Genomic DNA, 22,576 nt, shown 5'->3' on the forward strand with positions numbered 1-22,576 from the left:
GTCCCGCCCCTCAGGTGCCGACCCCGGCCCCCGGGACGCGGCGCGACCGCCCACACGCGGTTACCCGGAAGGACTCGTCCGTGAAGCGAAAGCTCGCAGCAGTCGCCGTACTCTCCGCCACCGCCCTGCTCACCGGCGTCGTCCAGGTGAGCACCGCCGCCCAGGCCAGCCCGATCCCCGCGGCGCAGGCGCAGGCCGCCGAGCAGCACGCGGCGGCGCTCGCCCTGGCGGGCGGCCAGTCCGGCCCGCTGGCGAAGGCCCTCGCCCTCGGCGGCCAGGAGCAACTGGTGGCGAAGGACGCCGTGGTGGACCAGGACGGCACCCGGCACCTGCGCTTCGAGCGCACCTACGCCGGCCTGCCGGTGCTCGGCGGCGACCTGGTCGTCCACCAGAGCGCCCGCGGCGCGGTGGAGTCGGTCGACAAGGCGGTCTCCGCGCAGCTGAGCCTGCCGAGCCTGGCCCCGCAGATCCCGGCCGACAAGGCCGCCGCGCAGGCCACCGGCGCCGTCCAGGCCACCGTCGGCGTCGCCGCGGACAAGGACGAGTCCCCGCTGGCGGCCGTGCACCAGACCGGCAAGGCCGAGCTGGTGGTCTGGGCGAGCGACGGCAACCCGCGCCTGGCGTACCGGACCACCGTCGAGGGCGTGCGCGCCGACGGCACCCCCAGCAGCCAGCTGCTGGTCACCGACGCCGCCACCGGCCAGGTGCTGTCCACCCACGAGCAGGTGCAGACCGCCTCCGGCACCGGCAAGGGCGTCTTCGTCGGCAACGTCCCGCTGACCACCACCCAGAGCGGCACCTCGTACCAGCTGAAGGACGCCACGCGCGGCGGCCAGTCGACCGTCAACCTGAAGAACAAGACCTCCGGCACCGGCACGCTGGTCGCCAACTCGACCAACGCCTTCGGCAACGGCCTGGCCTCCAACAGCGAGTCCGCCGCCGTGGACGCCCAGTACGGCGCCGCGGCCACCTGGGACTTCTACAAGAACACCTTCGGCCGCAACGGCATCAAGAACAACGGTGTCGGCGCGACCAGCCGGGTGCACTACGGCTCCAACTACGTGAACGCGTTCTGGAGCGACGCCTGCTTCTGCATGTCCTACGGCGACGGCAGCGGCAACACCCACCCGCTCACCGAGATCGACGTGGCCGGCCACGAGATGAGCCACGGCGTCACCTCCGCCACGGCGAACCTCAACTACTCCGGCGAGTCCGGCGGCCTCAACGAGGCCACCTCCGACATCTTCGGCACGATGGTCGAGTTCTACGCCAACCTGCCCTCCAACCCGCCGAACTACTGGATCGGCGAGTTGATCAACCTGAACGGCGACGGCACCCCGCTGCGCTACATGGACAAGCCCAGCAAGGACGGCGCCTCGGCGGACTCCTGGTACTCGGGCGTCGGCAACCTCGACGTCCACTACTCCTCGGGCATCGCCAACCACTTCTTCTACCTGCTGTCCGAGGGCAGCGGCGCGAAGAGCATCAACGGCTTCAGCTACAACAGCCCGACCTCCAACGGCTCGGCCGTCACCGGCATCGGCCGGGACAAGGCCGCGCAGATCTGGTACCGCGCGCTGACCGTCTACTTCACCTCCACCACCAACTACGCGAGTGCCCGCACCGGCACCCTGAAGGCCGCCTCCGACCTGTACGGCGCCACCAGCGCCGAGTACAAGGCGGTCGCGGCCGCGTGGAGCGGCGTCAACGTCAACTGACGCACGGCGCACGGTGACAGGACGTCCGGGGCCCCCGTGGAGGGCGGCCCCGGGCGTCCGCGCACCCCCTCGCACGCCCGCCCCTGCACGCCCGCCCTCCCCCGCGCGTGCCCGACCGCTCCGCTCCGCTCCCGGGGTGGCGAAGTCCCGCCAGCCGGACGAACCGCCCGTAGCGGGCACTGGGCGGCAGCCGAACCATCCGCACCGACACTGGCGGATCCCGGCCAATCCCTGTCCGTGGTCTGTCATTTCCTGCCATCGATTGTCATGCTTCTGCCCAAGCCCCGTCCGACGCCCGTCACCCCCACCCGTCGACGGATCGTCAGGTACCGCACGGGAGCAGCACGTCCGCGCCCTACCGCCCCACGGCGCCAACCCCGGCGCCCCGGTACGCGGCGCAACCGCGCGCACACGCGGTTTCGTGGAAGGAACCCCCGCACGTGAAGCGAAAGCTGACAGCCGGCGCCATACTCTCCGCCACCGCCCTGCTCGCCGGCGTGATCCAGATCGCCATCGTCCCCGCCGCCCAGGCCGCCGCCCCGTCGCCGGAGCAGCAGCGCGCCGCGCTGCTCGCGGTGGCCGCCGGGCAGAGCAGCCCGGTCGCCCAGGCCCTGGCCCTCGGCGGCCAGGAGCGGCTGGTGGTCAAGGACGTCGTCGCGGACGCCAACGGCGAACGCCACCTGCGCTACGAGCGGACCTACGCCGGCCTGCCGGTGCTCGGCGGCGACCTGGTCGTCCACCAGCGCGCCGACGGCTCGGTGGACTCGGTCGACCGGGCCTTCGACGGCAGCCTGTCGCTGCCGAGCCTGGCCCCGGGCCTCGCCGCCGGGCAGGCGGCCGAGCGGGCCACCGCCGCGGTGCGGGCGACCGTCGGGACGGCCGCCGACGAGGACGAGGCGGCGCTCAGCCGGGTCGACGGCGCGGGCGCGGCCGAGCTGGTGGTGTGGGCGGCCGACGGCGCGCCGCGGCTGGCCCACCGCACGGTGGTCCGCGGCGAGCGGGCCGACGGCACCCCGAGCAGCCAGCAGGTCGTCACCGACGCCGCCACCGGCGAGGTGCTGTCCACCCGCGAGCAGGTGCAGACCGCCTCCGGCACCGGCAAGGGCGTCAACGTCGGCACCGTCACGCTGACCACCACCCAGAGCGGCACCTCGTACCAGCTGAAGGACGCCACGCGCGGCGGCCAGTCCACCACCGACCTCAAGGGCGCCACCTCGGGCAACGGCACGCTGTTCGCCAAGACCAGCAACTCCTGGGGCAACGGCCTGGCCTCCAACCGCGAGTCCGCCGCCGTGGACGCCCAGTACGGCGCCGCGGCCACCTGGGACTACTACAAGAACACCTTCGGCCGCAACGGCATCAAGAACAACGGCGTCGGCGCCGCCAGCCGCGTCCACTACGGCTCCAACTACGTCAACGCGTTCTGGGACGACTCCTGCTTCTGCATGACGTACGGGGACGGCTCCGGCAACACCAACCCGCTGACCGCGATCGACGTCTCCGGCCACGAGATGACCCACGGCGTCACCTCCGCCACGGCGAACCTCAACTACTCCGGCGAGTCCGGCGGCCTCAACGAGGCCACCTCCGACATCTTCGGCACCATGGTCGAGTGGTCGGCCAACCTGCCCGCGGACCCGCCGGACTACCTGATCGGCGAGAAGCTCAACATCTTCGGCAACGGCAAGCCGCTGCGCTACATGGACAAGCCCTCCAAGGACGGCAGCTCCGCGGACTCCTGGTACTCGGGCGTCGGCAACCTCGACGTCCACTACTCCTCGGGCATCGCCAACCACTTCTTCTACCTGCTGTCCGAGGGCAGCGGCGCCAAGGTGGTCAACGGGGTCAGCTACAACAGCCCGACCTCCAACGGCTCGACGGTCACCGGCATCGGCCGGACCAAGGCGGCCGCGATCTGGTACCGCGCGCTGACCGTCTACATGACCTCCACCACCAACTACAAGGCCGCCCGCACGGCGACCCTGAAGGCCGCGACCGACCTGTACGGCGCCACCAGCACCGAGTACAAGACCGTGGCGGCCGCGTGGAGCGGCGTCAACGTCAACTAGTGCGCGCCCCAGCACCCCCCAGCCACCCCCGGTAAGAAACGGCGACAGGCTGCCGCGGCCCTTTGGGAGAGGAGGCCGCGGCAGCCTGTCGACCGTCGCGTGGCGGGCGCGCGTCCCTACGCGGTGGCCGGCTTCAGCTCGCCGCGCTCCTCCTTGGCGAGCATCCGCTCGGCGAAGAAGCCGCCGGTGGGCAGCACCGAGAGGACGAACAGCAGCACGCCGCGCTTGGCGTCCCACTTCTGCGCCTGCCAGGCCTGGATCCAGAAGACGACGTACAGGATGAACAGGATCCCGTGGACCATGCCCATCACCGGGACGCCGTCGAAGGACGTGGTCCGCTTCAGCACGGAGCAGATCAGCAGCAGGATGAACGAGACCCCTTCGGGGCCGGAGACCAGGCGCAGGCGGTGGACGGCGCTGCTGTTCACGATGGGTACCTCAATACGGGGGTCGGAGGCGTACCTGCTTGTGAAGCGACTCACAAGTCTTCCGGCCATTATCACCGAGCACCTGTCCGAAGCCCCGGCCGGGGTGGTCACCGTGCCCGACGTCACAACCACCGTGTCCCGCCCCAGCGCCACGGCCGTCGTGTCCGTGTCACAGCTGTGCGCCAGAACCCGGCTCGTCGCGCCGGCCCGTCACCCGCTGCCCCTATCCTGCTGCCCGCGCCCGACGCACCGGGCGCCGTAGACATCGGACGACCGGGGGTAGCGACCACATGTTCAAGCGGGACTGGGACCGAAGGACCTGCGCCAAGCGCGGCCACACCACCTACGCGCCGACCGAGCCCGAGCTGGCCGCCCGGCTGCACGCCGCCACCGCCCTCGGCGACGCCTGGCGCTGCCTGCGCTGCGGCGACTTCGCGCTCGGCGCCCCGCACGGCTCCGGCCCGGCGCAGGACGCCCCGCTGGTGCCGCGCGGCAAGGCGCTGCGGGACCTCTTCATCCTGCGCTTCCTCGCCGTCGAGCGGGTGCTGCGCGGCCTGCTGATCATCATCGTGGCCTGGGCCGTCTGGAAGTTCTCCAACAGCCAGGACGCCGTGCACCGGGTCTTCGACGAGAACCTGTCGGTCTTCCGGCCGGTCACCGACCACTTCCACTGGGACCTCGAACACTCCCCGATCGTCGACACCATCCGCAAGACCTTCGACTACAGGAAGAGCACCCTGCTGATCGTCGCGGGCGCGCTGCTGGCCTACGCGCTGATCGAGATCGTCGAGGCGGTCGGCCTCTGGCTGGGCAGGCGCTGGGCCGAGTACCTCACCGTCGTGGCCACCGCCGCCTTCCTGCCGTTGGAGGGCTACGAGCTGAGCGAGCACGTCAGCGCCGTGAAGATCGGCACGCTGGTGCTGAACATCGCCGCGGTGCTCTGGATCATGCTGTCCAAGCGGCTGTTCGGGCTGCGCGGCGGCGTGGTGGCCTTCGAGGCAGAGCGCCACTCGGCCTCGCTGCTGGAGGTCGAGGAGGCGGCCGGCGCCGTCCCGCACGCCGCTCGGGGGGCGCACGCGCGGGCGTGACCGGCGCGTTTGTCGCAGACCGGTACCAGTTCCGCCCCCGCCCCTCCCCCCGCACCGGCCGCGCCCGCTAGATTGCGGCCGTGGCACAGTTCAGACTTCAGGGATCCCGAGTACTCGCGGTCGAGTTGGCCGGCGAGGCCGTCAAGGCCAGACACGGCTCGATGGTCGCCTACACCGGCCAGATGAGCTTCAAGAAGCTGACCGGCGGCGGGGACGGCCTGCGCGGCATGGTCGCCCGCCGGCTCACCGGCGAGCAGATGACCGTCATGGAGGTGAAGGGCCAGGGCACCTGCTACTTCGCCGACAAGGCCACCGAGATCAACCTGGTCCGGCTGAACGGCGAGACGCTGTTCGTCGAGGCGGACAACCTGCTCTGCACGGAGGGCTCGCTGCGCACCGGCACCACCTTCACCGGACTCAACGGCATGTCCTCCGGCAACGGCCTCTTCACCACCAAGGTGGAGGGCCACGGCTGGGCCGCCGTCACCTCGAACGGGCCCGCGATCATCCTGCGGGTCGGCCAGGGCCAGCCGCTGCGGGTGGACCCGGGCGCCTACGTGGCGCACACCGGCAGCCTGCACCGCAGCCTGAAGTCGGGCGCGGGCTGGACCACGGTGATCGGCGAGGGCGGCGGCGAGGCCGTCCAGGTGGAGTTCACCGGAGAGGGCCTGGTGTACGTGCAGCCGTCGGAGAAGGTCACCATCGGGGGCGACGTCTGATGGGCTTCACGAAGATCAACGGCAAGATGGTCGAGGCCGTGGTGCTGCCCGGGCAGCGGCTGTTCAGCCAGCGCGGCGCGATGCTCGCGTACACCGGGGACGTCCGCTTCACGCCGAACATCACCGGCGGGCAGGGCGGCGTGATGTCGATGATCGGCCGCCGGGTGGCCAACGAGGACACCCCGCTGATGACCGTCGAGGGCCAGGGCCGGGTGATGTTCGGCCACGGCGGCCACCACGTGCACGTGATCGACCTGGCCGGCGACACCCTGTACGTCGAGGCGGACCGGCTGCTGGCCTTCGAGGGCACGCTGCGCCAGTCCACCATGTTCATGGGCTCGCAGGGCGGGGTGATGGGCATGGTCCGCGGCCAGGTCACCGGCCAGGGCCTGTTCACCACCCAGCTGGACGGCAAGGGCTCGGTCGCGGTGATGGCGCACGGCGGCGTCTTCGAGCTGCCGATCGTCCCGGGCCGGCCGGTGCACGTCGACCCGCAGGCGTACGTGGCGCACCGCGGCCAGGTGCAGAACAAGCTGTCCACGGCGCTGGGCTGGCGCGACATGATCGGCCGCGGCTCCGGCGAGGCCTTCCAGCTGGAGCTGTCCGGACAGGGCGCGGTGTACGTCCAGGCGAGCGAGGAGAAGCTCTGATGTCCTACCCGCCGCAGCCGCCGCACGGGCAGTCGCCGTACGACCAGCCGACCCAGCCCGGCTTCGCCGCCCCTCCCCCGCCGGGCTACGCGCCGCCGCCCGCGCAGGGTTACCCCCAGCAGGGCGGGTACCCGCCACCGCCTCCCCCGCAGCAGCCCCAACAGGCCTACGCCCAGGAGCAGTTCGGCGGCCCGCAGGCCCCGCTGCCGAGCGCGCACGGCGGCTCCGGCCCGGTGGTGCACGACGCGTACAGCCTGCCGGTGAACGACAACGTCAACCCGTACGCCTTCTCGGTCGACCTGAACGGCTCGTACTTCCTCCAGAAGGGCAAGATGGTCGCCTACTACGGCGACATCACCTTCAAGGGCGTCGGCGCCGGCATGCTGGACCGGGCGATCGGCCAGCACTTCAACTCGCCGATGCACGCGGCGGACTGGGTGGTCGCCCAGGGCCGCGGCAAGCTGCTGCTGGCCGACCGGGCCTTCGACCTCAACTCCTACGACCTGGACGACGGCAACCTGACCGTCCGCTCGGGCAACCTGCTGGCCTTCGACCCGTCGCTGCGGCTCAAGCAGTCGATCATCCCGGGCTTCCTGACCCTGATCGGCACCGGGAAGTTCGTCGCCGCCTCCAACGGGCCGGTGCACTTCGTCGAGCCGCCGATCCGGGTGGACCCGCAGGCGCTGGTGGGCTGGGCGGACTGCCCGGCGCCGTGCCACCACTACGACCACGACTACATGCACGGGCTGATCGGCGGCATCCGACGGCTGACCGGGCTGGGCGGGGCCTCCGGCGAGGAGCACCAGTTCGAGTTCATCGGCGCCGGCCAGGTGCTGCTGCAGTCCAGCGAGAAACTGATGGCCGAGCGGTCGGTGGGCCAGGTGGACGCCGAGGCGGGAGTGCCGGTGGGCGGGGTGCCGTCGCAGCCGGCGGCGTCGGGCCACGGCGGGGGCAACCTCAACGTGCCGGGCCTCGGCAATCTGGGCGATCTGGGGCGACGTTTCGGCCTGTAAACTTGTACAAGATTGAACTAAATAGGGTATGCTGAGCCCATGGATACGCACACGATCAACACTGCGGACACCCCTCCGTCGCAGCCCGAGGAGGAGACTCCCTGGCTGACCGCCAGGGAGCAGCGGATGTGGCGCGCCCATCTGGAGGTCGCCAAACTGCTGGAGTACCAGCTCAGCCGTGAACTCCAGCCGCACAACCTGGCGATCAACGACTACGAGATCCTGGTGGTGCTCTCCGAGGCCCCCGACCGCCGGATGCGGATGACCGACCTCGCCACCGCCACCCTCCAGTCCAAGAGCCGGCTCTCGCACCAGATCACCCGGATGGAGAACGCCGGCCTGGTGCTGCGCCAGGAGTGTCCCGGCGACCGCCGCGGCCTCTACGCCCACCTCACCGAGCACGGCTGGGAGACCATGCAGCGGGTCGCCCCCGACCACGTGCGCAGCGTCCGGGCCCACTTCATCGACCGCTTCACCCAGGAGCAGCTCGACGCCATGTACGAGGCCCTCGCCCCGGTCGCCGAACACCTCCGCGGCCTCCGCGGCCGCGCCTGACGCGCCGCCCCCCGGCACACCGGGGCCGGCCCCACCGGGGGCCGGCCCCGCGCCGTCCTCAGCCCCGGGTGAGGCCGGCCACGAGTTCGTCGGCCGCGCCGTACGGGTCCAGTTCGCCCGCCACCACCCGCTCGGCCAGGCCGGCCAGGTGGCGGTCCCCGCGCAGGTCGCCGATCCGGGTGCGCAGTTCGGCCAACGCGATCGCCTCGATCTCGTCGGAGGCCCGACGGCGGCGGCGCGCCGCCAGTTCGCCGTGCTCCTCCAGCCAGGCGCGGTGCTTCTCCAGCGCCTCGACCAGCTCGTCGACGCCCTCGCCGCGGGCGGCGACGGTCTTGACGATCGGCGGGCGCCAGTCCCCCGCCCCGCGGGCCTCGCCGAGGCCGAGCATGTGGTTGAGCTCGCGCGCGGTGGCGTCGGCGCCGTCCCGGTCGGCCTTGTTGACCACGAAGACGTCGCCGATCTCCAGGATCCCGGCCTTGGCGGCCTGGATGCCGTCGCCCATGCCGGGGGCGAGCAGCACCACGGTGGTGTCGGCCTGGGCGGCGATCTCCACCTCGGACTGGCCCACCCCGACGGTCTCGACCAGGATCACGTCGCAGCCGGCCGCGTCCAGCACCCGCAGGGCCTGCGGCGCCGTCCAGGACAGCCCGCCGAGGTGGCCGCGGGTGGCCATCGAGCGGATGAACACCTCGGGGTCGGTGGCGTGGTCCTGCATCCGGACCCGGTCGCCGAGCAGCGCCCCGCCGGAGAACGGCGAGGACGGATCGACGGCCAGCACCCCGACCCGCTTGCCGAGCCGCCGGTAGGCGGAGACCAGCGCCGAGGTGGAGGTGGACTTGCCGACCCCGGGCGAGCCGGTCAGGCCCACCGTGTAGGCCTGACCGGTGTACGGCGCGAGCGCGGCCATCGCCTCGCGCAGTTGCGGGGCGGCGTTCTCGACCAGCGTGATCAGCCGGGCGACCGCCCGCGGCCGGCCCGCCCGGGCCTGTTCGACCAGCGTGGCGACATCGATCATCGGGAGCTCCTCGCGCGGATGCCTTCGGGGCTGCGGCGCCGCTCGTGGCGGTCCGCAGCCCCGAAGGCATGTCAGCTGATCAGGCCTTCGGGCTGGCGTCCTTGGGGACGCGCACGATCAGGGCGTCGCCCTGGCCGCCGCCGCCGCACAGCGCGGCCGCGCCGACCCCGCCGCCGCGCCGCTGGAGCTCCAGCGCCAGGTGCAGCACCACGCGGGCGCCGGACATCCCGATCGGGTGGCCGAGCGCGATCGCGCCGCCGTTGACGTTGACGATGTCCGAGGAGACGCCCAGGTCCTTGGTCGACTGGTGGGCGACGGCCGCGAACGCCTCGTTGATCTCGATCAGGTCGAGGTCGGAGACCTCCAGGCCCTCCTTGGCCAGCGCGTGCTTGATCGCGTTGGACGGCTGCGACTGCAGCGAGTTGTCCGGGCCCGCCACGTTGCCGTGCGCGCCGATCTCGGCGATCCAGCTCAGACCCAGCTCCTCGGCCTTGGCCTTGCTCATCACGACCACCGCGGCGGCGCCGTCGGAGATCTGCGAGGAGGTGCCGGCCGTGATCGTGCCGTCCTTGGCGAACGCCGGACGCAGCTTGGCCAGGCCCTCGACGGTGGTGTCCGCGCGGATGCCCTCGTCCTGGCCGAACAGCACCGGCTCGCCCTTGCGCTGCGGGATCGCGACCGGGGTGATCTCGGCGTCGAAGACGCCGTCGGCCTGCGCCTTGGCGGCCCGCTGGTGGGAGGCCGCGGCGATCTCGTCCTGCACCTCGCGGGCGATGCCCAGCCGGGTGTTGTGCTTCTCGGTCGACTCGCCCATCGGGATGTTCTCGTAGGCGTCGGTGAGGCCGTCGTGGGCCATCGAGTCGAGCATCCCGATCGCGCCGTACTTGTAGCCCTCGCGGGACTTCGGCAGCAGGTGCGGGGCGTTGGTCATCGACTCCTGGCCGCCGGCCACCACGACGTCGAACTCGCCGGCCCGGATCAGCTGGTCGGCCAGCGCGATGGCGTCCAGGCCGGAGAGGCAGACCTTGTTGATGGTGAGCGCCGGGACGCTCATCGGGATGCCGGCCCGGACGGCGGCCTGGCGGGCCGGGATCTGGCCGGCGCCGGCCTGCAGCACCTGGCCCATGATCACGTACTGGACCTGCTCACCCGTGATGCCGGCCCGCTCCAGCGCGGCCTTGATCGCGAAGCCGCCGAGGTCGGCACCGGAGAAGCCCTTGAGGGAACCGAGCAGGCGACCCATCGGGGTCCGCGCACCGGCAACGATCACAGAGGTGGTGTTGGTCATGGGACGAGCCCCTTCGCACGTCGTGGCCAGGTGAGGATGCGCTCAATGTACTGACCCGTTACCCGCCCGTCACCGGAGCGACAGTGTGATCGAGCGCACTGGCACCTTCCAGTCAACACCGTGTCAACGCGGCCCGGGTGAACCCCGGCGTCCGCCCCGGGTGAGCCCCCGGTGTGCGGCCCGGGTGGACCTCCGGCGTGTGAGCAGACTCGCACGTCCGGCGCTGGCGCCGGTCAGCGGCGATGCGCTGCACTGGTGCCACCTGGTTCCCGAGGTACCCAACCCGCCCCCGGAGGTCGCCGTGCTGACCCGTATCGACCACATCGGCATCGCCTGCCGCGACCTCGACAAGACGGTCGAGTTCTACCGCGCCACCTACGGCTTCGAGGTGTTCCACACCGAGGTCAACGAGGAGCAGGGCGTCCGCGAGGCCATGCTCAAGATCAACGACACCGGCGACGGCGGCGCCTCCTACCTCCAGCTGCTGGAGCCCACCCGGCCCGACTCGACCGTCGCCAAGTGGCTGGAGAAGAACGGCGAGGGCGTGCACCACATCGCCTTCGGCACCGCCGACGTGGACGGCGACGCCGAGGCCGTCCGGGCCAAGGGCGTGCGGGTCCTCTACGACGAGCCCCGGATCGGCTCGATGGGTTCGCGGATCACCTTCCTGCACCCCAAGGACTGCGGCGGCGTCCTGACCGAGCTGGTCACCTCCGCCGAACCGGGCGTCCACGACGCCCACTGACCCCCGCCAGGTGCCGCCCACGACCGGGCGGCACCCCCGAATCGCCGGTCATGACCCGTCAGTAACCTCGTCCGACAGCCGGAAAACCACCACGCGGCCATTCCCCCGCGGTGCGCTCCCACTACAATGCCCAGGTGCGCGAAGGCTCCGGGGGACGGAGGCGACGGGCACGGCCGATGACAGGCCCGTCCGCCCAGCGGTGGCCGGCCCGTCGCAGGGGAGTCCACAACGCGGGCACGGCTGAACAGTCGCAACACTGATCTGTCACCATTCTCCACAAGGCAAGAGTTCGCCCAGGAGTCCACCCGGACGGGGGAACGCGGCATCACCGCGCTTCCACGCCCAGGGCTCCGACGACCGCGGCGGGCGGCCCCGGATTGACCGGCGGGCCGTCCACCGGCTGCGGATGCAAGGAGCCAGTCGGACCAGTACCCGGACAACGGGTGCCCTGGACCGGCCGGGTCGAGGACGCGACCAGGAGATGGATGGGACCGCGGAGTGCGGGGCAACGACCGCTACGAGGTTGACGATCACCTCTCCCAGTTCGAGGCCGAGATGGGTCGGACTCGAAAGGAGCGGGACAAGGCAGTCGAGCATGCCGAGGACCTCGCCTACCAGGTGGAGGTGCTCCGGGCCAAGCTGCACGAGTCCCGCCGCATGCTCGCCCAGCCGCGCGCCTTCGACGCCGTCTCCGGCCAGGCCGAGCAGATGCTCCGCACTGCCGAGATGCAGGCCCAGCAGCTGCGCGCCGACGCCGAGCGCCAGCTGCGCGACTCCCAGGCCGCCACCCAGCGGATCATGGCCGAGGCCGCCGAGCGCACCGCCCGACTGGAGGCCGAGCTCACCGCCCGCCGCCGCCAGCTGGAGGACGAGCTCACCGAGCTGCGCCGCACCGCCGAGCAGCACGTCAACGGCTGGGCCGAGCAGACCAGGACCGGCTCCGAGCAGGAGGCCCAGCGCCTGCTCCAGGACGCCCGCGCCGAGGCCGAGCGCATGGTCGCCGCCGCCCGCGCGGAGGCCGTCGCGCTCTCCGACCAGGCCCGCGCCCAGACCGCCGCCGACGTCGACGCCGCCCGCGGCGAGGCCCAGGCCGCCGCCGAGGCCGCCCTCCAGCGGGCCCAGAGCGACGCCGAGCGCCTGCTGCGCGCCGCCTCCGAGCACGCCCAGCAGGCCGGCGCCCAGGCCGCCGCCGACGTGGACGCCGCCCGCGGCGAGGCCCAGCAGCAGCTGGCCGCCGCGCACGCCGCCGCCGAGCAGCAGCTCGCCGTCGCGAAGGCCGAGATCGGCCGGCTCAAGGAGCAGGCCTCCGCCGAGCAGATCCGGGCCGAGCAGCAGCTCGCCCACGCCCAGGCCGAGATAGAGCGGCTGCGTGCCGAGGCGATCGCCGAGGCCGAACGCACCCGCCGCGAGTCCGCCGAGCTGCGGGCCCAGGCCGAACAGGCCGCCGAACAGCTCCAGGCCGACGCCGAGGCCGCCGCCGAACGCAAGGCCGCCGACGGCGAGGCCGCCAACGAGCAGCGCTCGCAGACCGCCCGTGCCGAGGTCGCCCGGATGGTCGCCCACGCCACCAAGGAGGCCGAGGCGATCCGCGCCGAGGCCACCACCAAGCAGGCCGAGGCGGAGGCCGCCAAGGCCGCCGCCGCCGAGGAGAGCGAACGGCTGCGGGCCACCGCCGAATCGGTGGCCGGCGAGCTGCGCGCCGAGGCCGAGGCCGCGATCGCCGACCTGCGCGCCCAGGCCGACCGGGAGGTCGCCGAACTCCGCGCCCACGCCGAGGCCGAGGCCCAGCGGCTGCGCCACGCGGCCGAGGAGGAGGGCCGGGCGGCCGGCGCCAAGGAAGCCACCGTCCACCTCGCCAAGGCCGCCAAGACCGCCGAGGAGGTGCTCGGCCAGGCCGACCAGGACGCCGAGACCGCCCGCACCGAGGCCGCCACCGAGGCCGAGCGGATCCGCACCGAGGCCGCCGCCGAGGCGCAGCGCCTGCGCGAGCAGGCCCAGGCCGCCGTCGAGCAGGCCCAGAACGCCGCGCTCGACGACGCCGCCGCGATCCGCGAGCGGATCGAGCAGATGCAGGACGAGGCGGCCCGCCTGCGGGCCGAGGCCGAGGAGCTGCGCGCCCAGGCCGCCGCCGAGGCCGACCGGGTGCGCGGCGAGGCCCGCCGCCAGGCCGTCGTGCAGATCGAGGAGTCGGCGAAGAACGCCGAGGAACTGCTCACCAGGGCCAAGGCCGACGCCGACGAGCTGCGCGCGGGCGCCGCCGGGGAGATCGAGCGGCTGCGCGCGCAGGCCCAGGAACAGGCCGCCGAGACCCAGGGCCGGGCCGAGCAGACCCTCGCCCGGGCCCGCACCGAGGCCGAGAAGACCACCACCGCCGCCGAGCAGCAGGGCCAGGACGCCCTCGCCGCCGCCAAGGCCGCAGCCGCCGAGAACCGCGCCGCCGCCGAGCGCGAGACCGCCGAACTCCGCCGGGACGCGACCGAGTTCGACCAGCGGGTCCGGGCCGAGGCGAACGCCGCCGCGACCGCCCTCAGCGCCGAGGCGCAGTCCGAGGCGAACGCCGTCCGGGACGCCGCGGTGGCCGACGCCGAGCGCGTCCGCACCGAGGCCGACGCCGAGGCCGCCCGTGCCCGCAGCGAGGCCGAGGCCGCCGCGAACGCGCTGCGCGAGGAGAGCCGGCGCGAGTACGAGGAGGCCGCCGCCGGGCTGCACCGCGAACGCGAGGAGACCGCCGAGCAGCTGGCCGCCGCCCAGGCCGCCCACGAGCAGGCCGAACAGACGGCGACCGAGCTGCGGGCCCTCGCCGAGCGGGAGAGCGCCGAACTGCGCGAGCTCGCCGAGCGCGAGACCACCGAGCAGCGCACCGCCGCCGAGGCGTACGCCGCCGACGTCCGGGCCAAGGCCGAACAGGCCGCCACCGAACTCACCGAACGCACCACCGCCGAGACCACCGAACAGCGCGAGGCGACCGAACAGCACGTCGCCGAGCTGCGCGCCCTCGCCGAACGCGAGACCACCGAACTGCGCGAGCTCGCCGAGCGGGAGAGCGCCGAACTGCGCGAGCTCGCCGAGCGGGAGACCACCGAGCAGCGCGAGGCGACCGAACAGCACGTCGCCGCCCAGCGTGCCGAAGCCGAGGAACTGCTGGAGGGCGCCCGGAGCGCCGCCGAGCAGCGCCAGGCCGAGGCCGCCCGGGACGCCAAGGCCGTCCGGGAGAAGGCCGCCGCCGAGCTGGCGTTCGCCGCCGAGCAGGCCGAGACGGTCCGCGCCGAGGCCGGCCGCGAGCTGTCCGAGGCCCGCGCCACCGCCGACAGCATCCGGGCCGAGGCCACCGCCGTCCTGGAGCAGGCCCGGGTCGACGGCGAGGAGCTGGTCACCGCCGCCCGCGTCGAGGGCGCCGCCCTGGTCGAGGCCGCCGAGGAGGAGGCCGCCGAGGTCCGCCAGTCGGTGGCCGGCATGCACGAGGCCGCCGCCGAGCAGATCGCCGAGCGGAAGGCCGCCGCCGAGCGGGAGGCCGCCGAGGTCCGCGACCGGGCCGAGCAGGCCGCCGCCGAACTGCGCGAGCTGGCCGAGCGCGAGACCGCCGAGCAGCGGGCCCTCGCCGACCACGAGACCACCGCCCTGCGCGAACTCGCCGACGCCGAGACCGCCGAGCAGCGGGCCCTCGCCGACCACGAGACCGCCGAACTGCGCGCCCGTACCGACGCCGAGACCACCGCCCTGCGCGACCTGACCGACCGCGAGCTGGCCGCCGAACGCGAGGCCCACGAGGCCGAGTTGGGCCGTCAGCGCGCCGAGGCCCAGGCCTACGACGAGCACCTGCGGGCGGAGGCCGACGCCGTACTGCACGCGGCCCGGGAGGCCGCCGGGCAGTTGCGCGCGGACGCCGAGGCCCAGGCCGTCCGGACGATGGCCGCCGCCGACGAGCGCTCGGCCGGTCTGGTCGCCGACGCCGAGGAGCTGGCCGCCGCCCTGCGCGCCGAGGCCGAGGAGTACGCGCTCGCCACCCGGACCCTCGCCGACGAGTACGACGCCGCCGCCCACGGCCGCGCCGACGCGTACGACGCGGAGACCCGGGAGGCCGCCGAGCAGTTCGACAAGGCCACCCGCGAGCAGGCCAACTCCGTCCTGGAGAAGGCCTTCGCGGACGCCGAGTCGCTCGGCGAGGACGCCCAGACCACCGCACTGGCCACCACCGCCGCCGCCGAGGAGCAGGCGGACGCGATGGTCGCCGCCGCCCGCAAGGAGGCCGACCGGCTGGTCGCCGCCGGCGAGGCGGCCGGCCAGGCCGAGGTGGAGAAGGGCCGGTCCGACGCCGACACGCTGCTCGCCGAGGCCCGCCGGGACTCCACCGCGATCCGCGAGCGCGCCGAGGAGTTGCGCGAGCGCACCGACGCCGAGGTGGAGGCGCTGCACGAGCGCGCCCGCAAGGAGAACGCGGCGGCCATGAAGTCGGCCGGCGAGCGGGTCGACGCCCTGGTGACGGCCGCTCAGGAGCAGCTGACCGAGGCCGAGGAGCAGGCGGTGGCCACCGTCGCCGAGGCCGAGGACCGGGCGGCGGCGCTGGTCGCGGCTGCCGAGGACCGCGCGGGCGAGCTCACCTCGGAGGCGTCCGCGGAGGCCAGCAAGGTCCGGATCTCGGCCGTCCGCAAGGCCGAGGGGCTGCTGAAGGAGGCGGAGACCAAGCTCGCCGACTCCACCAGCCGCGCCGAGGCGCTGATCGTCAAGGCCGAGGCCAAGCTCCAGTCGGCCGAGGCCGAGGCCGAGGAGCGGCTGGAGACCGCCGCCACCGAGGCGGAGAAGCGGCTGCGGGACGCCGACCGCAGCGCGGACGAGCAGGTCGAACTGGCGAAGGCGGAGGCCGAACGGCTGCTCGCCGAAGCGCAGGCCGAGGCGAAGCGGGTCACCGACGAGGGCCGTCGCGAGCTGGACGAACTGGTGCGGCGGCGCAAGGACATCAACACCGAGATCTCCAGGGTGCAGGACGTGCTGTCCGCGCTGGAGGCGTTCGAGGCACCGGCACCGGTCGCCCAGACCAACGGGGGAAGCAGCACCAAGAAGGACGGGGGTGCCAAGGCGGGTGCCGGAATTGGTTCCCCCCGGTCGGGCGGCAATCGTTCCAAGAACGCACCACCCGATTGAGCGGACATTGTCCGCGGGACGACGGCATCTCGCCGTCGACACTCCGGTACCGTGTCAGGATTCCCTCAACCACCTCAGCGGTTTGACGACAGGAAGCCCAGAACCCCATGAGCGACAGTCACTCCCCTCACGGCTTCGACCTGGTGCGCCGTGGGTACGAGCGCGCCCAGGTCGACGAGCGGATCACCAAGCTGGTGGCCGACCGTGACAGTGCCCTGACCCGGATCAGCGCGCTCGAGAAGCGCATCGAGGAACTCCACCTGGAGACCCAGACCGCGCAGGCGGCGGTCACCGAGGCGGAGCCCTCGTACGCCGGTCTCGGCGCCCGGGTCGAGAAGATCCTGCGACTGGCCGAGGAGGAGGCCAAGGACCTGCGCGACGAGGCGCACCGCGCCTCCGAGCAGCACCGCGAGCTCGCCGAGGCCGCTGCCCAGCAGGTCCGCACCGAGGCCGAGAACTACGCCAAGGACCGCAAGGCCAAGGCGGAGGACGAGGGTCTGCGGATCGTCGACAAGGCCAAGAGCGACAGCGCCCAGCTGCGCGCCGAGGCCAACAAGGACGCCCAGAACAAGCGCGAGGAGGCGGACGCCCTCTTCGAGGAGACCCGCACCAAGGCCGCCCAGGCCGCGCTGGAGTTCGAGACCAACCTGGCCAAGCGCCGCGAGCAGTCCGAGCGTGACCTGGCCGCCCGTCAGGCCAAGGCCGAGAAGCGCTTGGCCGAGATCGAGCACCGGGCCGAGCAGCTGCGCCTGGAGGCCGAGAAGCTGCGCACCGACGCCGAGCGCCGCGCCCGCCAGACCGTCGAGACGGCGCAGCGCCAGTCCGAGGACATCGTGGCGGACGCCAACGCCAAGGCCGACCGGATCCGCAGCGAGTCCGAGCGCGAGCTGGCGGCGCTCACCAACCGCCGCGACAGCATCAACGCCCAGCTGACCAACGTCCGCGAGATGCTGGCGACGCTGACCGGCGCGGCCGTGGCCGCCGCCTCGCTGCCGGGCGACGACACCATGGGCGTGCCCGCCCAGCAGTCGCGCTGACGCCGCCGCCGGGCGCCGGCGCCCGGCGGTACGTGCGGAACGGACGGCACGTGCGGAACAGCGGACAGGCCCTCACCCACCAGGGTGAGGGCCTGCCGTCTTTCCACCGTCATCATCTCGGGTGACCTGGGTGAGCGGGCGTCACCTGGGGTAGGCCCCGTCGGGCCGCTGGTGCCCGCTGCTGAGCTGGTTGCCCTCGTCGTCGGAGACGGTGCCGAACCACGAGGTGCACCAGACCGACACCGAGTCCGGCCAGTACTGCACCTCGAACGGGTGGCCGGAGCCGTGGTCGCCGTACGAGGTGACGATGAAGGTCTCGCCGGGGCGCAGCCAGTAGTCCTCGCCGAGCGGTTCCAGGGTCAGTTCGACCAGGCCCTCGCCGCGGTTGGTCACGGGCATCCGGCCGGTCACCTCCAGCGCCGAGAAGTCCCAGCCGGTCGCTTCCTCCCTCATCCCGCCGTCACCCGGGCCAGCAGGTCGCGGACGGCGGTGTTGAACGCCTCCGGTGCCTCCAGGGCGCTCAGATGGCCCGCCCCGGGAATGACGGTCAGTTCGGCGTCCGGCCGGGCCCGGAGCATCGGTTCGGCCTCCTCCGGCGCCACCAGGCCGTCCTGCGCGCCCGCGACGACGGCGGTGGGCACCCGCAGCCCGGCCAGCACGTCCAGCGCGTCCGGCCGGGCCGCCATGGCCCGCTGGGCCCAGGCGACGGCGGCCGGCGACGCGGCCGCGACCAGCGACCGCACCCGCTCCACCAGGTGCAGCGAGTCCGGCCCGAGCTGCCCGGCGGCGACCTCCTCGTCGAGCAGCAGTTGGACGCTGCCCCGGGCGGTGACGGCGGCCGCGATCCGCTCCCGGTTGGCCCGGACGGCGTCGGTGTCGGCGGTGGCGCGGGTGCTGGCCAGCAGCAGTCCGGCCAGCCGGTCCGGGTGGCGGCGGGCGAAGGCCAGCGCCACGTAACCGCCCATGGAGAGCCCGCCGACCACCGCGCGCTCGATCCCGGCCGCGTCCAGCAGCAGGGCGAGGTCGTCGGCGACCAGGTCCAGCGAGGGTTCGTCGGCCCCCAGCTCGGTGCCGCCGAAGCCGCGCTGGTCCGGGGCGAGCACCCGGGCCTCGTCGCCGGTCAGACCGGGCAGCGCGTCCAGTTGGGCGGACCACATCGAGGCGTTCAACGGAAAGGCGTGCAGCAGCACGAGGGGTGTTCCGGTGCCGCTCTCGCGGACCGACACTGCGGAGGGGGGCTGGGTCATGGGCCCACCGTATTCCGGCACGCCCGGCGGGCCCACTCAGCGGGCCGTGATATCCGCTTTGTCCTAGCCTTACCAGGAGTAAGGGAGCGCGAATGATCGAGTTGCACGACCTGACAAAACGTTACGGCAGGACCCTCGCGGTGGACCGGCTCAGCTTCCAGGTCCCCCAGGGCGTGGTCACCGGCTTCCTCGGCCCCAACGGCGCAGGCAAGTCCACCACCATGCGCATGATCCTCGACCTCGACCGCCCCACCAGCGGCCGGGTCACCATCGACGGCAAGCGCTACGGGCAGCTCAGCGAACCGCTCAAGTACATCGGCGCGCTGCTGGAGGCCAAGGCCGTCCACCCCGGCCGCACCGCCCGCGACCACCTGCTCTGGCTCGCCCAGAGCAACCGCATCCCGACCCGCCGGGTGGACGAGGTGCTCAACCTGGTGGGCCTCACCCCGGTCGCCCGCAAGCGGGCCCGGGGCTTCTCGCTCGGCATGGGCCAGCGACTGGGCATCGCCTCCGCACTGCTCGGCGACCCGGAGATCGTCATGTTCGACGAGCCGGTCAACGGACTGGACCCGGAGGGCATCCTCTGGATCCGCAACCTGATGAAGCGGCTCGCCACCGAGGGCCGGACCGTCTTCGTCTCCTCCCACCTGATGAGCGAGATGGCCGTCACCGCCGACCACCTGGTGGTCATCGGCAAGGGCCGGCTGCTCGCCGACCTGCCGATGCCGGAGTTCATCCGGCGCAACTCCCGCTCCGCCGTCCGGCTGCGCACCCCGCACCCCGAGCGCCTGCTCGACGCCCTGTCCGGCGCCGGGCTCCGGTCCGAACCCGGGCCCGGCGGCTCCTACGAAGTGGTCGACGGCGATCTCGCCCGGCTCGGCGACCTGGCCGCGGCCCACGGCGTCGTCCTGCACGAACTCAGCCCGCAGCAGGCCTCGTTGGAGGAGGCGTTCATGCAGATGACGGCCGACTCGGTGGAGTACCACGCGGGCGACGGCCCGGGCCGGGACGCGGCCGGCGCACCCGGCGTCTGGGGCGCCGGCTGGAAGGCGGACGGCGCCCCGCAGACTGCGGCGGCCCGGCAGGAGGAGAACTGAGATGACGTCCTTCCCGGCGATCCTGCGCTCCGAGTGGACGAAGATCCGCAGCGTCCGCTCGACGATCTGGACGCTCGCGCTGACCTTCGTCGTCACCGTCGGCATCGGCGCGCTGCTGTCCCTGCTCACCAACAGCAACTTCGGCGAGTTCCGGCGGGGCGACCAGTCCGTCTTCGACGCCACCGGCACGGCCTTCTCCGGCATCATGCTCGGCGAGCTCGCCATCATCGTGTTCGGCGTGCTGGCCATCGGCAACGAGTACAGCACCGGCATGATCCGGGTCACCCTGGCCGCCGTCCCGCAGCGCGGCACCCTGCTCACCGGCAAGGCGGTGGTGCTCGGCGCGATGGCCCTGGCGGTCTCGGTGGTGACGGCCTTCGTCACCTTCTTCACCGGCCAGGCGCTGCTCGGCTCGCACTCCACCAGCCTCGACCAACCGCACGTGCTGCGCGCGGTGTTCGGCGCCGCGCTGTACCTGACGATGCTCTGCCTGTTCTCGGCCGGCGTCACCACGATGCTGCACAGCCAGACGCTGGCACTGGGCGTACTGGTCCCGTTCTTCTTCCTGCTCTCGCCGATCCTCTCGGCGGTGCCGAAGGTCAAGACCCTGGCCCACTACTTCCCGGACTACGCGGGCTCGCGGATGCTGCTGGTGTACGAGCAGCACGGCCAGCCGTACGGGCCGTGGGAGGGCTTCGTGATCTGCCTGGCCTGGACGCTCGCCGCCCTGCTCGGCGGCGCGCTGGTGCTCAAGAACCGGGACGCCTGACCGGCTCAGTACCGCGGAGCGCCGCGGCCCCGCAGGACGTTGGAGGCCCGGCGCTCCCGCGCGCCCCAGCAGGCGCGGTGCCAGTGCCGCCGGTCGTCCACGCCCGCGCCGTACATCGGCCAGGCCACCACGTGGCCCATCCCGGGCGGGATCTCCTGGTCGCAGCCCGGGCACCGGTAGTGCCGCCCGGCCGTCCCGGCGACCGTCTGGACCACCCAGTCGTCGCCCTGGTGGCTCTCGGTGCGGCGCAGCGATCCGCCGAGCGGGGAGGCCTGCTCGGCGCTCCCGCCCGGGTCGGCGCTCTTGATCCGGTTGCGGCGCGGCGACACGTCGGACTACCTCTCTTCCGGGATTTCGGGTCGTTCCAGCCTACGGCCGGCCGCCCCTCCGGCAGGCCACTATCACGGCATCGTCCGACGCTCCCGCGTTTTTGCCGAGATCCACCCGATCTTCGACGAAATCCGGGTTTCCGCGTGCCATTGGCACATGACATCGGATACCCACAAGGGGAACAGGCGGGGCCCGCAGACCCTGCGCGCACCCGAGGAGGCCCCACCATGACCAAGACCAGCGCCCGCGCCGAGACCCGTCGGCCCGTCGGAGTCCGGCCGCCCGCCCCCGGGCCGGTGCTGACCTCGCCCGCCCCGGTCACGGCCGCGGCGGGCGAGCCGCTGCCCGTTCCGCAGCGGGCGGGCGCGCTCCCGCCGGACACCGCGCCGGTGCGGGTCGGCGCGTTCCTGCTGTCCGCGCAGTTCCCCGGGCAGAGCCACCGCGAGGCGCTGGACCGCACCGTCCGGGCCGCCGTCGAGGCCGAACGCGCGGGCCTGGACAGCGTCTGGCTGGCCGAGCACCACTTCGTCCCGTACGGGGTCTGCCCCAACGCCGCCACGCTGGCCGCGCTGCTGCTCGGCCGCACCCGCCGGATCGGCGTCGGCACGGCGGTCAGCGTGCTCTCCACCGCCCACCCGGTGGCGCTCGGCGAGCAGGCCGCGCTGCTGCACCTCACCTCGGACGGGCGCTTCACGCTCGGGGTGGGCCGCGGCGGCCCCTGGATCGACCTGGACGTGTTCGGCGGCGGCGTGGACGCCTTCGAGAACGGCTTCCCGGAGCGGCTGGACCTGCTGCTGCGCTGGCTGCGCGGCTCCCGGGTCGGCGCGGACGGCCCGCAGTTCGCCTTCCCCGAGGTGGCGGTGGTGCCGCGCGCCACCGAACCGGTGCGCCGGTCCGGACTGGGCAGCTGGCTCGGTCTCGGCGAGCGGTCCGGCCCGGTGCGCTTCCCGCGCCAGCGCCAGGACGTCGAGGGCCTCGGCGAGGGCTTCGGTGAGGAACTCGACCCGTCCGGGCGGCCGGTGGCCGGACCGCCGATGGTGGTCGCGTGCACCTCTCCGAGCGGGGTGCGGCTGGCCGCCGAACGCGGCCTGCCGATGCTGCTCGGCATGCACTCCGGCGACGACGACAAGCTGCGCATGCTGGAGCTGTACCGCAGCGCCTGGCTGGCCGCCGGGCGCGGCGAGGAGCAGCTGCGCCGGGTGAACCGCCGGCACGTCGCGGCCGGGGTGGCCCAGGTCGACGACCGCACCTCGGCGGCCCGCGCCACCCTGCTGAACGCCATGCCGGGCTGGTTCGAGTACGGGCTCGGCGCCCACCGCACCGTGGACGGCCGGGAGCGCAAGATGCGCGACCCGCGCGAGTACACCGAACTCCTCTGCGACCTGCACGCGGTGGGCACGCCGCGGCAGTGCGCCGACCGGCTGCTGGCCACCGCCGAGCGGACCGGCATCCGCCGCTTCGCGCTGCTCGCGGAGGGCAGCGGCGACCGCGAGGCGACCCTGCACAACATCGCCCGGCTCGGCTCCGAGGTGCTGCCGCAGCTGGGGTGAGCCCGGGGGTGGAGCGGCCGGGCCCGGTCCGGGCCGCCGCCCCTCCCCCCGCACCGGGGGACGGGGGCGGCCCGACGACCTTCCGGGCCGCTAGGTCCTATCCGGTCGATCTTGGCGGA

At 73.3% G+C, this 22,576-nt stretch carries 19 protein-coding genes; 13 read left to right on the forward strand and 6 right to left on the reverse strand.

Annotated elements, in window-relative coordinates:
- Positions 1 to 80: 80 nt before the first annotated feature.
- On the forward strand, positions 81 to 1,718 hold the full coding sequence (locus AC07AL_RS09300) for a M4 family metallopeptidase (protein WP_363582034.1): 1,638 nt from the start codon (positions 81 to 83) through the stop codon (positions 1,716 to 1,718).
- Between the two features lie 440 nt (positions 1,719 to 2,158).
- A complete protein-coding gene (locus tag AC07AL_RS09305; RefSeq protein ID WP_363582032.1) occupies positions 2,159 to 3,787 on the forward strand; it encodes a M4 family metallopeptidase in 1,629 nt (542 codons plus the stop codon).
- Positions 3,788 to 3,903: 116 nt separating this feature from the next.
- On the opposite strand, the gene AC07AL_RS09310 is transcribed toward AC07AL_RS09305, so the two are convergent.
- Positions 3,904 to 4,215, reverse strand: coding sequence for a DUF3817 domain-containing protein (locus tag AC07AL_RS09310; protein ID WP_371517107.1), 312 nt, complete (start codon positions 4,213 to 4,215; stop codon positions 3,904 to 3,906).
- Between the two features lie 290 nt (positions 4,216 to 4,505).
- On the opposite strand from AC07AL_RS09310, the gene AC07AL_RS09315 reads away from it, so the two are divergent.
- The 5 genes from AC07AL_RS09315 to AC07AL_RS09335 all read left to right on the forward strand — a co-directional run bounded on the left by AC07AL_RS09315 (position 4,506) and on the right by AC07AL_RS09335 (position 8,240).
- Positions 4,506 to 5,303, forward strand: coding sequence for a DUF2127 domain-containing protein (locus AC07AL_RS09315; protein ID WP_363582030.1), 798 nt, complete (start codon positions 4,506 to 4,508; stop codon positions 5,301 to 5,303).
- A gap of 80 nt (positions 5,304 to 5,383) precedes the next feature.
- The gene (locus AC07AL_RS09320; RefSeq protein WP_079135621.1) at positions 5,384 to 6,022 is read left to right on the forward strand and encodes an AIM24 family protein; all 639 of its coding nucleotides are present in this window, start codon (positions 5,384 to 5,386) and stop codon (positions 6,020 to 6,022) included.
- The gene (locus tag AC07AL_RS09325) at positions 6,022 to 6,672 is read left to right on the forward strand and encodes an AIM24 family protein (protein WP_363582028.1); all 651 of its coding nucleotides are present in this window, start codon (positions 6,022 to 6,024) and stop codon (positions 6,670 to 6,672) included. Before AC07AL_RS09320 ends, AC07AL_RS09325 begins: the two co-directional genes overlap by 1 nt.
- Before the next feature lie 203 nt (positions 6,673 to 6,875).
- Complete coding sequence (locus AC07AL_RS09330) at positions 6,876 to 7,685, forward strand: AIM24 family protein (protein WP_363582156.1); 810 nt, start codon at positions 6,876 to 6,878, stop codon at positions 7,683 to 7,685.
- Between the two features lie 39 nt (positions 7,686 to 7,724).
- A complete protein-coding gene (locus AC07AL_RS09335; protein ID WP_350879579.1) occupies positions 7,725 to 8,240 on the forward strand; it encodes a MarR family winged helix-turn-helix transcriptional regulator in 516 nt (171 codons plus the stop codon).
- Between the two features lie 58 nt (positions 8,241 to 8,298).
- Here AC07AL_RS09335 and meaB read toward each other — a convergent pair whose 3' ends face one another.
- Together meaB and AC07AL_RS09345 are read right to left on the reverse strand one after the other, a co-directional pair.
- Entirely contained in the window at positions 8,299 to 9,255 is a 957-nt protein-coding gene (gene meaB / locus AC07AL_RS09340) for a methylmalonyl Co-A mutase-associated GTPase MeaB (protein WP_363371930.1), read from the reverse strand.
- A gap of 79 nt (positions 9,256 to 9,334) precedes the next feature.
- The gene (locus AC07AL_RS09345; RefSeq protein WP_363582026.1) at positions 9,335 to 10,543 is read right to left on the reverse strand and encodes an acetyl-CoA C-acetyltransferase; all 1,209 of its coding nucleotides are present in this window, start codon (positions 10,541 to 10,543) and stop codon (positions 9,335 to 9,337) included.
- Positions 10,544 to 10,844: 301 nt separating this feature from the next.
- Here AC07AL_RS09345 and mce point away from each other — a divergent pair, with 301 nt between their 5' ends.
- The 3 genes from mce (at position 10,845) to AC07AL_RS09360 (ending at position 17,464) form a co-directional block, all read left to right on the forward strand.
- The gene (mce, locus tag AC07AL_RS09350) at positions 10,845 to 11,288 is read left to right on the forward strand and encodes a methylmalonyl-CoA epimerase (protein WP_363582154.1); all 444 of its coding nucleotides are present in this window, start codon (positions 10,845 to 10,847) and stop codon (positions 11,286 to 11,288) included.
- A gap of 498 nt (positions 11,289 to 11,786) precedes the next feature.
- Positions 11,787 to 16,427: a hypothetical protein gene (locus AC07AL_RS09355; protein WP_478317271.1), complete on the forward strand. Its 4,641-nt coding sequence runs from the start codon at positions 11,787 to 11,789 to the stop codon at positions 16,425 to 16,427.
- A 107-nt stretch (positions 16,428 to 16,534) separates the two neighbouring features.
- A complete protein-coding gene (locus AC07AL_RS09360; RefSeq protein WP_063347784.1) occupies positions 16,535 to 17,464 on the forward strand; it encodes a coiled-coil domain-containing protein in 930 nt (309 codons plus the stop codon).
- A 141-nt stretch (positions 17,465 to 17,605) separates the two neighbouring features.
- Here AC07AL_RS09360 and AC07AL_RS09365 read toward each other — a convergent pair whose 3' ends face one another.
- Together AC07AL_RS09365 and AC07AL_RS09370 are read right to left on the reverse strand one after the other, a co-directional pair.
- Complete coding sequence (locus tag AC07AL_RS09365) at positions 17,606 to 17,917, reverse strand: hypothetical protein (protein WP_363582022.1); 312 nt, start codon at positions 17,915 to 17,917, stop codon at positions 17,606 to 17,608.
- The gene (locus AC07AL_RS09370) at positions 17,914 to 18,711 is read right to left on the reverse strand and encodes an alpha/beta fold hydrolase (RefSeq protein WP_363582020.1); all 798 of its coding nucleotides are present in this window, start codon (positions 18,709 to 18,711) and stop codon (positions 17,914 to 17,916) included. Before AC07AL_RS09370 ends, AC07AL_RS09365 begins: the two co-directional genes overlap by 4 nt.
- A gap of 92 nt (positions 18,712 to 18,803) precedes the next feature.
- Here AC07AL_RS09370 and AC07AL_RS09375 point away from each other — a divergent pair, with 92 nt between their 5' ends.
- A complete protein-coding gene (locus AC07AL_RS09375) occupies positions 18,804 to 19,808 on the forward strand; it encodes an ABC transporter ATP-binding protein (protein ID WP_363582018.1) in 1,005 nt (334 codons plus the stop codon).
- Between the two features lies 1 nt (position 19,809).
- On the forward strand, positions 19,810 to 20,577 hold the full coding sequence (locus tag AC07AL_RS09380; RefSeq protein WP_363582015.1) for an ABC transporter permease subunit: 768 nt from the start codon (positions 19,810 to 19,812) through the stop codon (positions 20,575 to 20,577).
- 5 nt (positions 20,578 to 20,582) lie between these two features.
- Here AC07AL_RS09380 and AC07AL_RS09385 read toward each other — a convergent pair whose 3' ends face one another.
- A complete protein-coding gene (locus AC07AL_RS09385; protein ID WP_363582013.1) occupies positions 20,583 to 20,906 on the reverse strand; it encodes an ATP/GTP-binding protein in 324 nt (107 codons plus the stop codon).
- Positions 20,907 to 21,296: 390 nt separating this feature from the next.
- On the opposite strand from AC07AL_RS09385, the gene AC07AL_RS09390 reads away from it, so the two are divergent.
- Positions 21,297 to 22,457: an LLM class flavin-dependent oxidoreductase gene (locus tag AC07AL_RS09390; protein WP_363582152.1), complete on the forward strand. Its 1,161-nt coding sequence runs from the start codon at positions 21,297 to 21,299 to the stop codon at positions 22,455 to 22,457.
- Positions 22,458 to 22,576: the final 119 nt, after the last annotated feature.

The sequence above is a fragment of the Kitasatospora sp. NPDC043949 genome (assembly GCF_056435365.1).